Source organism: Corynebacterium sp. MSK195, from assembly GCF_030228885.1.
Lineage (GTDB): Bacteria > Actinomycetota > Actinomycetes > Mycobacteriales > Mycobacteriaceae > Corynebacterium.
In genome coordinates, this window is the sequence record NZ_JASPGT010000002.1 from 152461 (window position 1) to 165889 (window position 13429).

Here is a 13429-nt window from a genome sequence, read left to right on the forward strand (position 1 = left end):
CTATATGGTGGCTACGACCTTCGCAGCCACGTGGTTGACAGTTGTCATTGGCACCCGACCCACAGTATGTGGGGCAAAGCGCTAATGACGCTTTCTTTACGTGCCAGTTACACGATCCTAGATTTATGTCGCGGTTTTTTCAAACCGCCGTTATAGGAGGTAACCCCGCGAAAAATCGCGGCCATTTCCCTCGACAAGAATCTTTTAAAAGGATCCTGGGAGGGTAACGGCCGGCTCAATTCACAACTTAGAGTACTAAGCTGCAAACTCAGCCCGCCGCTACCCTGGCCCAGTTGTCCCGCCCCGCGGCGGGTCTGGCATCTACTGGCGAAGAGTACCAGCCCGACTAAACCGCGGAGGAGACGGGGGCTAGCGCTTAGTTAGCGCCGCCGGTGCGCTCCTCGATGATCTCCTGTGCCACGGAGGAAGGAACCTCTGCGTAGGAATCGAAGACCATGGTGAAGTTTGCGCGGCCTGCGGTGGAAGAACGCAGGTCACCGATGTAACCGAACATCTCGGACAGCGGCACCTTAGCCTTCACAACCTTCGCGCCGGAGCGGTCTTCCATAGCGAAGACCTGGCCACGACGGGAGGAGATGTCACCGTTCACGGTACCCATGTACTCCTCAGGGGTGACAACCTCAACGGCCATCATCGGCTCGAGCAGAACCGGCTTAGCCTTGGCCATTGCTTCCTTGAAGACCTGGGAGCCGGCCAACTTGAAGGCCATCTCGGAGGAGTCGACGTCGTGGTACTGGCCGTCTTCCAGGGTGGCCTTAATGTTCACCATCGGGAAGCCTGCCAGGTAGCCGTACTGCATAGCGTCCTGGATACCAGCGTCGACGGAAGGAATGTATTCCTTCGGAACGCGGCCACCGGTAACGGCATTCTCGAATGCGTAGGTTGCGGACTCGCCCTCTTCCAGGGTCTCTGGGTCCGGGTTGTACGGCTCGATGGTGCAGATAACCTTTGCGAACTGGCCGGAACCACCGGTCTGCTTCTTGTGGGTGTACTCCATGGACTCAACCTTCTTGCGGATGGTCTCACGGTATGCAACCTGCGGGTTACCGATGTTTGCCTCGACCTTGAACTCGCGCTTCATGCGGTCAACCAGAACGTCGAGGTGGAGCTCGCCCATGCCGCCGATAACGGTCTGGCCGGTCTCTTCATCCAGTTCAACGGTGAAGGTTGGGTCCTCAGCAGCAAGCTTCTGAATGGCGTTGCCCAGCTTCTCCTGGTCAGCCTTGGTCTTCGGCTCAATGGAAACCTTGATAACCGGATCCGGGAAGTCCATGGACTCGAGGATGATCTGGTCATCCTTGTCACACAGGGTGTCACCGGTGGTGGTCTCTTTCAGGCCAACAACTGCGTAGATGTTGCCGGCGTCTGCCTGCTCAACAGGGTTCTCCTTGTTGGCGTGCATCTGGAAGAGTTTACCGATGCGCTCCTTCTTACCCTTGGTGGAGTTCATGACCTCGGTACCCGGGGTGACCTGGCCGGAGTACACGCGGATGAAGTTCAGCTGGCCGAAGAACGGGTGAGCTGCAATCTTGAAGGACAGTGCGGAGAAGGCAGACTCCACGGAAGGCTTACGGGTGAGCTGGTTGTCCTCGTTGCCGACCTCGTGGCCGATAACCTCGCCAACGTCCAGCGGGTTAGGCAGGAAGTCAACGACAGCGTCCAGCAGCGGCTGCACACCCTTGTTGCGGTAAGCGGTACCGCAGTAAACCGGGTAAACCTCGGAGTTGATGGTCAGCTTACGGATGCCGGCCTTCAGCTCGTCAATGGTCAGCTCCTCGCCGCCGAAGTACTTCTCCATGAGCTCTTCGTCGGACTCAGCAACGGTCTCAACCAGCTTCTCGCGGTACTCTGCTGCCTTGTCCTTGAGGTCCTCAGGGATCTCCTCGTAGGTAGGCTCAGCACCGGTCTCGACCTTGCCGCGCCAGGTGATGGCCTGCATGTTCAGCAGGTCAACGACGCCGTCAAAGTCGTCCTCAGCGCCGATAGGCAGCTGCATAACCAACGGCTTAGCGCCCAAGCGGTCAACGATGGTGGAGACGGTGTAGTAGAAGTCTGCGCCCAGCTTGTCCATCTTGTTGACGAAGCAGATACGCGGAACGTCGTACTTAGCAGCCTGACGCCACACCTGCTCGGACTGCGGCTCAACGCCTTCCTTACCGTCGAAGACTGCGACGGCGCCATCGAGAACACGGAGGGAACGCTCAACCTCAACGGTGAAGTCAACGTGACCCGGGGTGTCGATGATGTTGATCTGGTTGTTGTTCCAGAAGCAGGTCACGGCAGCGGAGGTAATGGTGATGCCGCGTTCCTTCTCCTGTGCCATCCAGTCAGTGGTGGAAGCACCGTCGTGGGTCTCGCCCACCTTACGGTTGATACCGGTGTAGAAGAGAATACGCTCGGTGGTCGTCGTCTTACCAGCATCGATGTGGGCCATGATGCCGATGTTGCGGACCTTGTTCAGGTCCTTAAGCACTTCTTGTGCCACGTTTATACCCCAACTTAATAGTCGTCGACGCCGTGACCAGGTTTCTGGCTATGACGCCTGCATGGATAAGGTCATGTATATTTTTGCCACTATTTGGCCGTCCTCGGGGCAGCCTGCCCCTAGACTTCCATCGCTTCAGTGTACTGGACACTCCACGATGCCGCTGGACTGGGCAGGTATACCGCCCAGAGATCACACCCATTAGGGCAAAAAATGACCCAAGCAAGAGATATGGAGTTTTGTGTTGCCGCGGCAGGAAAACTGCCGGCAGCCAGCGCGAAACTTGTTTCTCGTTGCTTGGGCCATTGATGTGGGTGCTGAAATTACCAGCGGTAGTGGGCGAAGGCGCGGTTGGCCTCTGCCATCTTGTGAGTATCCTCACGACGCTTAACGGAAGCGCCGAGGCCGTTGGAGGCATCCAGGATCTCGTTTGCAAGACGCTCGATCATGGAGTTCTCGCGACGCTGACGGGTGAAGGTCACCATCCAGCGCAGTGCCAGGGTGTTAGCGCGGTCAGGGCGGACCTCAACCGGCACCTGGTAGGTAGCGCCACCGACACGGCGGGAGCGAACCTCGAGGTCTGGGCGGATGTTGCCCAGTGCCTTCTCCAGGGTGCCAACCGGATCGGTACCGGTCTTCTCGCGGCAAGCCTCGAGAGCGCCGTAAACAATGCGCTCTGCGGTGGACTTCTTGCCATCCTGGAGGATCTTGTTGACGAGCATGGTTACCTGCTCGGAGTTGTATACCGGGTCCTTGACTACAGGACGCTTCGGAGCAGCATTCTTACGCATTGTTTATTACTGTCCCTTCTTTGCGCCGTAACGGGAACGTGCCTGCTTACGGTCCTTGACACCCTGGGTATCCAGAGCGCCGCGGATGATCTTGTAACGAACACCAGGAAGGTCCTTCACACGGCCGCCGCGAACGAGGACCATGGAGTGCTCCTGCAGGTTGTGGCCCTCACCCGGAATGTAGGCGGAAACCTCAATACCGGTGGTCAGGCGAACACGAGCAACCTTACGCAGTGCGGAGTTCGGCTTCTTAGGAGTGGTGGTGTACACGCGGGTGCACACGCCGCGACGCTGCGGGGAACCCTTCAGCGCAGCGGTGGAAACCTCTTTACGCTTATCGTGGCGGCCCTTGCGGACCAGCTGCTGAATAGTTGGCATTTAACAGTCTTTCTGTCGAATCGCACCGAAACCAAAAGAAAGGAACCAAACATGCAAAAATGGGCGCTCTTTCCCGGGGCGCTGCCGCATGTCCAGAACTCTTTCCAAGGCCGGTGCCTTGTTAAGGATCAGACTCTTCACCGCGCGCCATTATGACACGCATAGTGAACTGAGGTTTAGAGTAGCAAACCGACCGCGCTTTATACAAAACGCGGTCGGCGGCTTCTTCCTGCTAGGACCATTCCCAGACCAGGTCCGCCGCGGCGGCCTTGGTGGCAAAGTAGTCCTTTTCCTGTTCCTCCCACGTTTCAAACCACTGCTCGTAGCCAGGCTCGCGGGCGATGGCGCGTTCGCGGCGTTGGTCACGGGGGCCGTCGATAAGCACGCTTACTACCGCTCCCCTCTCCTTGGCCGCAGCAATATTGGCTGCGGTTACCGAGCCCACGCCTTCCACGATGAGATCATCGCGCACATCCAAGCTGGCCCAGTCCCCTGGGGCACCTGCTTCCCAATCCCAGCGCCAGTAGCCGGGGTTCATGGTGCGCAATACCTGCTTGGCCACCATATCGGAACCCTTATCCAGGCCGTGCCAGCCGGGGTAAAACTCATCGAGGTGCACCACCCGCCAATTGGTGCGCTCGGCCAGCGCGGCGGAGGTCCAGGTTTTGCCGGCGCCCGAGGGGCCGTCGATAAGCACGGTCACCGGCTTAAAGGCCCGCTTTCTGGCTGCGGCCAGCTTGACGATGTCCTCTAAAAGGCGCTCTTGTTGGCTATCTAAGTCCATGGTCGCTTAATCACTGCTTTCGCGGTCTATAGGCCGAAGAATCTCCAGGCCCCAGTGAGTACCGAAACTACCACCGGTACGAAAGCAAGGACGGCGCCGCAGGCCATAATCCACCCATCGCGGGCCCGCAGCCGCGACTCACGCGCCCACGAGCGCTTCCCACCGCCAGGCGGGGTACGGCCGAAACCGCGCGCCTCCATGGCGGTGGCCAACTTGCCACCGCGGCGCAGCGCAATCACCAAAAGCCCGAAGGACATGGTCAGCAAATGCTGCAGCTTGCCGACGTCCGTCAGCCCCCTCGCCCTGCGCGCCATCCCCAACGACTGCCAGTCGGACTGGAAGAGCGTCATCATACGCACGCCGGCGACCGCACCAATGACAAAGCGCGAGGGCAGCTTCAGGATCTGCGAGAGTGCATCGCCCAATTCCGTCGGGTCAATATCGCGGGCTAAGACCACCATAGGTAGCGCCACGGCAAAAACACGCAGCGTAATGGCGATAGCGAGGGTCAGCGAGTTCTGTGTGACCGCAATGAGCCACCAACTGAAATACTCCTTGCCACCTGCCTCGCCGTACAACAGCATGGAAATACCGGAAATCGGCGCTATGAGAAGAAGGAACCAACCGGATTTAAAAAGCCGCACCCACGACACCCCGCACAGCGGGGCGAAGGTCAGTGTCAACGCCAGCGACACCGCGGCCGAAACCCAGTCAATGGAGGCCAATAGTGGGGTAACCCAGATAAACATCAAGAAGATGCGGCTTAGCGGGTTAGCCCCGCGCAAAAGATTAGGCACCGTGAACCTCCACTCGGTGATCCCCCAAGGCCTGGATAAATAGCGGGTCATGAGTGATAGAGGCGATGGTGGTGCCATCATCTGCCAATTGCCGCAGCAAGCGCACCAGCTCCACGAAGGTCTGGGGGTCTTGACCAAAGGTGGGCTCATCCAAGAGCAGCACCGACGGCGCGGTCACCAAGGCAGTGGCCACCGACAGGCGCCTTTTCTCACCGCCCGAGAGTGTAAACGGGTTGGCCTCCAAGAGATGCTCCAGCCGCAGTGATTCCACCAGCTGCGCGATCCTCTCCTCTGGCGGGTCCACGCGCATTACCTTGGGCGCAACCCGCAGCTCCTCGGCCACCGTGCGGGCGACGAATTGGTGCTCCGGATTCTGGAAGACAAAGCCAATGCGGTCCGCCAGCTCGCGCGACTTCCAGCGCAGCGGCGGCCCCTTGACCCCGCGACGCACGAAATCGGCCACCCCAATCTCACCGGATTCTGCCGGCAGCAACCCGGCCATGGTCATCAACCAGGTGGACTTACCCGCGCCATTCGGCCCGGTAATGACCGTCGATGCTCCCGCCGGCAACGCAATCGTGCGCGGCGGACCATAGCGCGTGATGAGGTCGGTACTCCACAGTGCGGGTTCGCGCTGCGCAAGCTCGGCTTCACTGAGGCGTCGCGCCTGCGGCAGGCCGGAGACCTGGCGGCGCTGGGCCACCTCCGCGAAGGAGCCATCGGAGACTATGCGCCCATGGTCTAACTCCACCGCGCGCTCGAGCACTCCGTCCCACGCAGCGTGCTGGTGTTCTACCACCACGAGCGTCGCACCGGTTTCTTCCACCAGCCTAGACACGGCGCGCACGACATCTCGCGCACCCTCGGGGTCTAGGTTGGCCGTGGGCTCATCCAGCAGCACCACACCCGCACCCATCGCAATGACGCCGGCCAACGCCAAACGCTGTTTTTGGCCACCGGAAAGCCTCTCAGTGGGGAAATCCAGCGGTACAAAAGGACCCACCAACTCCTTGGCAGTCGCTACTCGACGCCAAATTTCCTCACGTGGATAAGCCAGGTTCTCACAGCCAAAGGCAATGTCGTCCCCCACACGCGCGGAGATCACCTGCGAGTCTGGGTCTTGAAGCACCAACCCCACCGGGATGGAGCGCCCCGGTTCCTCCACCAGGCCGCTGGAATCCTCCAAAAGAAGCTCACCCGTGCGAGTTCCCTCCTCATCGGAGCCGAGCACTCCAGCCATCGCAGCTAACAAAGTAGACTTACCCGATCCCGAGTCACCGCACAGCAGTACCCGCTCGCCTGGCTCAATGACCAAGTCAATATCGGCCAAGGCCGGCTGCTTTCGTCCCGCATGGGTCCACCCAAAGCCTCGGGCGGTTATCTTGGTGGCGTTTCCCGCCAGCGTCGAAAAATCAGACACCGAAACAACTCGCCCTAAGCGCGCTGTTCACGGCCTGCGGCAAAGCGGTCCAAAGCACCGGTCTTTGCCAACGCCTTGACCACAAAGTAGCCCAACGCACCGGCCAAAATAGCACCGGAAACGCTCAGCGTAGCAAGGTAAATAACTTTGAATTCAAAGCTACGCGCCAGGTTGCCGGAGAGAAATAGCTCCAGAACAAAAGCACCCCAACCGGCAGCCATGCCGGCCAAGATAGACACGCCCAGACCAAACTTACGGTAGAGGAAAATGGCCAGGATGATCTCCACACCAATGCCCTGCGCGAGGCCGGAGTACAAGGTGCTAATGCCCCACTGGGAGCCCAGCACCGCCGATACGGTGGCGGCCAATACCTCAACATAGATGGCCGCACCCGGCTTGCGAATAATCAGGCCACCAAGCACGCCACCGATAAGCCAAATACCCGTAGCGATACCCCCCAGACCCGGTGTCACGGCATCCATGGCCTCAAACCAGGCATAGCCCACCGCATTCCACCCTAGGAACACAAAGCCACAGGCCACACCCAACACGGATGCCACCACAATATCGACCACGCGCCAATTCAGGCTGCGCTTCGGGGCAGCGGACACACGTGTATTAATAGTCATAATTTCCTCCCTCTCGCCGGCATTATCCGGATCAGGTTCAACGGTTCGCCACAACACCTGTGGCATCTCAGCCTCTACCCTGCTCAACGACCTCAGCGTCAGCGCAAGCAAAAGCACCCGTGAGTTGTGCAGTTATCAAGCCTCAGTCAAGAGTCACACAGGCATTGCTGCATTCCTGACCAAAAGCTGTATTAAGCCTAGCAAGCTCCACTACGCCTACCCCCTACTGCCACCCGACCACGTCCACCAGCAAAGGGTTAGCTCGTACAACAATGCAAACTTGCCCCTCACAGTGTTAACAGGCGCATTACCGTACGTTTGCACAAAGCCCTCGACAGTCAGCCACGGCGGAGCACTAAACCAGTCAAAACTAATAGACCCTGCGCGGCGCACAGCACGCCCCACAGGGTCAAGTCTTGAAGTCAATTGCCCGGCAAAATACCGGTGCTTTCGAACTTCAGACGATAAAAGACGATAGCCCGTTAGCACCAGCAATCCCTATGGACTGTACTGGGCTAACGGCCAATACCGTTCCCTAATCGGTGGGAAGATTACGCCCTTTCCGTGGCGCGTGAGTGCAGGCCTTTAAACAGCCCCGCACTCACGATTACTTGGAGGAGCTAGAAGAGCTGGAGGAACCAGCGCCCGGAGCACAGGAGTTGATAAGCAATCCCAGTGCCAGTGCGCCAGCCGCAGCCAGAGCAATTCCGCCACCAATGCGGCCAGCCTCTGGGCTAACCTTCTTCAGCATCAGGTTAATCTGGTTAGCCTGCTTTGCAAGCGGGCCATTGAAGATACCCAGCTGCTTCTGGAGCGCAGCATTCTGTGCACCCAGCTGACGGTTGACGCCATCAATCTGAGCAGAAACCTGCTTTACCAGCGGGGAGAAGCCCGGGATATTCATCTGGGAAGCCAGACCAATCGGCAGCAGGAACAGCAGCGGCAAGCCAAGGCCTGCAGCGGCCGGTGCACAGCGCTCCCAATCAACGTTGGAAGAACCAGAGGACAAATCCGGGGTCAAGGACGAACCTTCGTCATCCTTGTCAGCTGGCTTGGACTCCGGGTCATTCGGATCGGTTGGCTCACCGTCGTTCTTAGAACCGGTTACCTCATCACCATCATTGGTGCCGTCACCATCGGTATCAGCCTTGGTCGGGTCAGTCGGAGCACCCGGCTTACCGTCCTCAACCTTGTTGCCGTCCTTATCGAACGGGTTCTTGGTGCCGTTTACCTCGTCACCGTCGTTAATGCCGTCACCGTCAGTGTCAGCCTTATTCGGATCGGTACCGAGCTCCTTCTCCTCGTCGTCGGTCAGACCATCACCATCGGTATCGGTATCCTTATCAGCCGGCTTAGACTCCGGGTCATTCGGATCGGTCGGCTCACCGTCGTTCTTAGAACCGGTTACCTCATCACCATCATTGGTGCCGTCACCATCGGAATCAGGGTTGGTCGGGTCAGTCGGAGCACCCGGCTTACCGTCCTCAACCTTGTTGCCGTCCTTATCGAACGGGTTCTTGGTGCCGTTTACCTCGTCACCGTCGTTAATGCCGTCACCGTCAGTGTCAGCCTTATTCGGATCGGTACCGAGCTCCTCCTCTTCCTTATCAGTCAGACCATCACCATCAGAATCCTTGTCCTCGGGAACTGGAGGAACAGCTGTGTCCTTCTCGGTGACGGTGACCTTAACCGGAACCTCATCGGTAGAACCATCCGGGTAAGTCACCACAACAGTGGCATCCTTCTCACCCTCAGACTTAGTATCAACCGGCTCCTTGTACTCAAACTTGGTACCCTCCGGCAAGTCACCCGGATTCTCAATCGAATCCTCAGCCTTCGGAGTCTCACCAACCTCTACAGACTGATCCTTACCCTGCGGATCAAACTCATCAGCCTGAGGCTTTTCCGTCACAACGAAAGAATCCGCAGCGATTGCAGTGTCATCGCCAGTTACGAACTCAGCAGTGAACACATCACCTTCGACGGCGTCCTCAGGGACCGTGAACACACACTGATTAGCCTGTGCCTCAGTAGTGATGCCCTCACAAGTCTTAAATTCTTCACCATTCTTCTTCCAAACAATCTTGTTCGGAGTTACTGGGAAAGGACCCTTAACATCCAAGACCGGCTTATCGCCCTTGCGGGCGGGGTTCTCGGTCATGTCATAGTTGGTGATGTCTAGAGAAACGTTATGGCGAGGTACCAATGCGAAATTGACGTTGTACCACATTGGGTTTGCGACGAGATTCGCTCCCGCAATTGGATGTGGGTTACGGTCCCCATTCGCCGTTGGACTCTGGAACAGCGGGAGACGCCAGCCTGAGTAAGCGAGGGTAGACTTCCCGTCCGGAGACTCTACATGTCCGTACAGATACTTCTTGGACTCGTTCGTTAGATTGCCATCGGAAAACTTGAGCGAATACCGGCCATCTGCATCGGTTTTTGTGGTTACCGTCTCGGCAATATACTCGGGGTGCTCTTCGAGCAGCTCTTTAGCAGCAGCCTGCTGCTGCGCCACAGGAAGTGTTTCAACCTTTGCCGCATACGCGCCGATTCCCTCAGGGGTAAGTACACTCATGACGACGTTATACCCTGCAGCTGCCACGTCACTACCGGTCATATCTGGACCATCGACACGAGCATCGCGGGTCTCAAGCCAAACTCGACCACCCACATGGTTCTTCATAGCCAAATTGCCCGCCTGGTTTGGCAGAGTTTCGTCCTCATCCTTAACCCATTCAGCCTTGGGTTTATGCATATAAGAGGTATCTCCCTCATTCTGCATGAAAACCGCAGTGCGCTGCATATTGGTTCCGATGCTGTTCCAGGCACCCTGCTGATCGGCGCCCATCGAGTTACGGAACGCGCCAGGGAAGAAGCCTCCCACCTGACGGAAAGGAGAAACCGTAGCACCATTGCGTTCATCCTTGAATGGATTAATCCACAACTTGTAGTACTGGTCCGTGCTTGCAGTGTAGGTATGCTCCTTGCCATGAACGTCCGTCCACGGCTCTCGGAGGTCAAATGCATATGCACCAGGGCCCGCTTGGGAAGTCTTATCACCACTTAACTGGTTGGAAGTTTTGGCGGAATAGACTGGAGAGACTGCCCCATCCTTATCAATCCATTGCATGTAGACAGTGGTCCCCTCTGGCACGGGCAAATTACCTGCATCGGTTGGACCAAAGCCTGAACCATCATCAATATAAGCGCGACCGGACAGTGTTGACTTCGCATTTGTCATGTCGGTAGCAGACTTAATGTAGCCGTTTGCAATGGCGTCTGCTTCTTGAGCGTTGGAGGCATTATTGGCAGCTGCCGCTTCTTGAGCTTGTGCCACTGCGGCACTCTGAGGCGCTGCGACCGCATGGACAAACGGAGAAACGAGAGCTACAGAGAGAGAGCAGCGGCAGCGATAGTAGTGCCGCGACGGCGAGTTACGCCGTTAAAACTCTTCATTTTCATGAAAAGTCCTTCCTTAAGAAAAATTAGGGAACATCAGAGAACAGGAGTAGGCCGGGCAACCTGTGCTCGAGCGTACGCGCAGCTGACTTTTAGCTGATTCTGAACTGTCCTCAGCCTGTCATATTATTGAAATCCGCCGGCCACCGCAAGCTATGACGTCATTTAAATACATTATTATCACTGGTTAACGTTGTATACATTCACAGCCTTCGGCAATGTTCCCAGTCAGCGGGGTTTAAGATTCCCTCACCCAAGCTAAGTATGTGATAAGGCGCCTAAATTTTATTCTTGGAAAGCAATGCGTTGCCTTTTATCTGTCTCCGTTTTGGACATGAAAAAGCGTGTCTGGAAGTCCAGACACGCTTTCTGTTGAAGCAGCAATTACGGCGTTGCTGCCCTCGCTTCTACCTAGAAGGTGAAGTCCTCATCCAGCGGAACGGAAGCACCGGTGAACTCACCGAAGCCGTCATCACCATAGATGGAATCGCCATAAGTCGGAATCGAGTATGCAGCATTGCGCGCAGCCTCGGTCGGCTTAACGGAGATATTGCGGTAACGGGAAATACCGGTACCAGCCGGAATCAGCTTACCGATGATGACATTCTCCTTGAGGCCAATGAGCTTATCGGAGCGCTTATTAATAGCGGCGTCGGTAAGCACGCGAGTGGTCTCCTGGAACGATGCAGCAGACAGCCAAGACTCAGTAGCCAAGGAAGCCTTGGTAATACCCATAATCTCCGAACGCAACTGAGCCGGCTCACCTCCCTCTGCAACCTGGGCAGCATTGAGCTGCTTAGCCTCAGAAAGGTCAATGAGGTTACCCGGCAACAAGTCCGTGGTACCCGCATCAATGACGGTACCGCGGCGCAGCATCTGGCGGATGATGATCTCGATGTGCTTATCGTGAATAGCCACACCCTGGGTACGGCAGCATCTCATTCCCTAGTAGACGGGAAGCTAACGCCCTCCCCCTGGCGCGGAAATGTGGGGCCAAGGCCCCACACGGAACCGATTACTTAGAGGAGCTGGAGGAGCTGGAAGAACCGCCGTTCGGAGAACAAGCACTTGCAACCAGACCCAGAGCCAACGCACCAGCAGCAGCCAAAGCGACGCCACCAGCAACACGGTCAACACCAGACTTCTTGAGCATCACATTGATCTGGTTGGCCTGGCGAGCCAACGGACCGTTGTAGATACCCAGCTGCTTCTGGAACTGAACGGTCTGCGCACCCAGCTGACGGTTGATGCCGTCAATCTGTGCAGAAATCTGCTTCATCAACGGGGAGAAGCCCGGGATGTTCATCTGGGAAGCCAAACCAACCGGAATCAGGAACAGCAGCGGGATGCCAACACCAGCAGCAGCCGGCGCACAACGCTTCCAATCAACATTGGAAGAACCAGAAGACTGGCCCGGCAAGGAGGATCCGTCAGGCAGGTCGGAAGAACCGCCCTGGTTGTCCGGCTCTTCGTCCTTAACGCCGACCTCAACCTCGGCCTTACCACCATCAAGGTCTTCGTCCTCGACGACTACGGTAATCGGGCCTTCAACATCCTTACCCGGAGTAACAACAACGTTGCCGTTGTCATCAATCTTGGCAGGAACGTCCTTGCCATTCTTATCCGTGGCAGAAACCTTGGTGCCTTCATCAGGGTTGGTCACCTTGATGCCGGTGTTCTGCTCTTCACCGGAAGGCTTTACATCCTTCACATCGGACTTATCGACGGAGGTTGCACCCTGGTCATCACCTGGCTTGGCTTCCGGCTTGGAGGAGGCATCCTTCGGATCGGTACCTGCCGCAGCTTCCTCTGCATCGGTTGCACCATCATTGTCATCATCAGTGTCGGTGACATCCGGCTGGCCATCGCCATCGGTATCACGCTGAACCGTAACAATCTTGGTGCCCTGAGCAACTTCCTTGCCATCCTTATCGGTGACAGAAACAGCTACCTCAACATCGCGCTCTTCTTCATCCTTACCCCAGTCAGAAACCGACGGAGTACCGGTGACCTCACCAGTGGACTCATCAATGCTCAAGCCGTCAGGAAGACCCTCAGCAGCAACCTTGCCACCCTCTGGGATGTTCTTTGCAACTTCGAACGGGTCAGCTTCCTGGCCATCGACAACGGTTACCTTATCGGTAACAACCGAAGGCTCATCAGTCTGAGCAGGCTTGGAGGAGGCATCCTTCGGATCGGTACCTGCCGCAGCTTCCTCTGCATCGGTTGCACCATCATTGTCATCATCAGTGTCGGTGACATCCGGCTGGCCATCGCCATCGGTATCACGCTGAACCGTAACAATCTTGGTGCCCTGAGCAACTTCCTTGCCATCCTTATCGGTGACAGAAACAGCTACCTCAACATCGCGCTCTTCTTCATCCTTACCCCAGTCAGAAACCGACGGAGTACCGGTGACCTCACCAGTGGATTCATCAACGCTCAAACCATCCGGCAAGCCATCAACAACAACCTTGCCACCCTCAGGAATGTTCTTAGCAACCTCGAACGGCTTAGCCTCCTGACCCTCAACTACGGTCACAGTGTCAGGCACTACAGAAGCATTAGAGGTGTCTGGGGCATCGGTCTTCGGCGCAGTGATCTTCACATCAATCGGATCACCAACCTTGTTGCCATCCCTGTCCTTAACAACAACCTTGGC

9 protein-coding genes, 1 pseudogene and 1 riboswitch are annotated in these 13429 nt (G+C 57.0%); all 10 genes and pseudogenes read right to left on the minus strand.

The features are described 5' to 3' along the window. Nucleotides 1-376 precede the first annotated feature (376 nt). Nucleotides 377-2506, minus strand: a complete 2130-nt coding sequence (gene fusA / locus QP909_RS02615; RefSeq protein ID WP_284766030.1) for an elongation factor G — start codon at nucleotides 2504-2506, stop codon at nucleotides 377-379. A gap of 323 nt (nucleotides 2507-2829) precedes the next feature. Beyond that, entirely contained in the window at nucleotides 2830-3297 is a 468-nt protein-coding gene (rpsG, locus tag QP909_RS02620; RefSeq protein ID WP_005322865.1) for a 30S ribosomal protein S7, read from the minus strand. A gap of 6 nt (nucleotides 3298-3303) precedes the next feature. Beyond that, nucleotides 3304-3675, minus strand: coding sequence for a 30S ribosomal protein S12 (gene rpsL, locus QP909_RS02625; protein WP_005322866.1), 372 nt, complete (start codon nucleotides 3673-3675; stop codon nucleotides 3304-3306). 232 nt (nucleotides 3676-3907) lie between these two features. Continuing rightward, entirely contained in the window at nucleotides 3908-4459 is a 552-nt protein-coding gene (locus QP909_RS02630; RefSeq protein ID WP_284766031.1) for a nucleoside/nucleotide kinase family protein, read from the minus strand. Nucleotides 4460-4485: 26 nt separating this feature from the next. Continuing rightward, nucleotides 4486-5256 (minus strand): energy-coupling factor transporter transmembrane component T family protein, encoded by a 771-nt coding sequence (locus QP909_RS02635; protein WP_284766032.1) that lies wholly within the window; start codon nucleotides 5254-5256, stop codon nucleotides 4486-4488. Then, entirely contained in the window at nucleotides 5249-6676 is a 1428-nt protein-coding gene (locus QP909_RS02640; protein ID WP_284766033.1) for an ABC transporter ATP-binding protein, read from the minus strand. Before QP909_RS02640 ends, QP909_RS02635 begins: the two co-directional genes overlap by 8 nt. Before the next feature lie 14 nt (nucleotides 6677-6690). Further along, nucleotides 6691-7305: an ECF transporter S component gene (locus QP909_RS02645; protein ID WP_284766034.1), complete on the minus strand. Its 615-nt coding sequence runs from the start codon at nucleotides 7303-7305 to the stop codon at nucleotides 6691-6693. Further along, nucleotides 7295-7436: riboswitch (TPP riboswitch) on the minus strand. (Overlaps the previous gene by 11 nt.) A 476-nt stretch (nucleotides 7437-7912) precedes the next feature. Further along, entirely contained in the window at nucleotides 7913-10645 is a 2733-nt protein-coding gene (locus QP909_RS02650) for a Rib/alpha-like domain-containing protein (RefSeq protein WP_284766035.1), read from the minus strand. A gap of 533 nt (nucleotides 10646-11178) precedes the next feature. Continuing rightward, a pseudogene (locus tag QP909_RS02655) lies at nucleotides 11179-11697 on the minus strand (DNA-directed RNA polymerase subunit beta'); the annotation flags it as partial. Between the two features lie 85 nt (nucleotides 11698-11782). Continuing rightward, nucleotides 11783-13429, minus strand: a 1647-nt coding sequence (locus tag QP909_RS02660) for a putative Ig domain-containing protein (protein ID WP_284766036.1), incomplete at its 5' end; no start/stop codon positions are given.

What these genes read in the sequence shown, in the direction of transcription:
- rpsG (WP_005322865.1), bottom strand. Translation starts at nt 3,297, where the DNA reads ATGCGTAAGAATGCTGCTCCGAAGCGTCCTGTAGTCAAGGACCCGGTA.
- rpsL (WP_005322866.1), bottom strand. Translation starts at nt 3,675, where the DNA reads ATGCCAACTATTCAGCAGCTGGTCCGCAAGGGCCGCCACGATAAGCGT.
- QP909_RS02630 (WP_284766031.1), bottom strand. Translation starts at nt 4,459, where the DNA reads ATGGACTTAGATAGCCAACAAGAGCGCCTTTTAGAGGACATCGTCAAG.
- QP909_RS02645 (WP_284766034.1), bottom strand. Translation starts at nt 7,305, where the DNA reads ATGACTATTAATACACGTGTGTCCGCTGCCCCGAAGCGCAGCCTGAAT.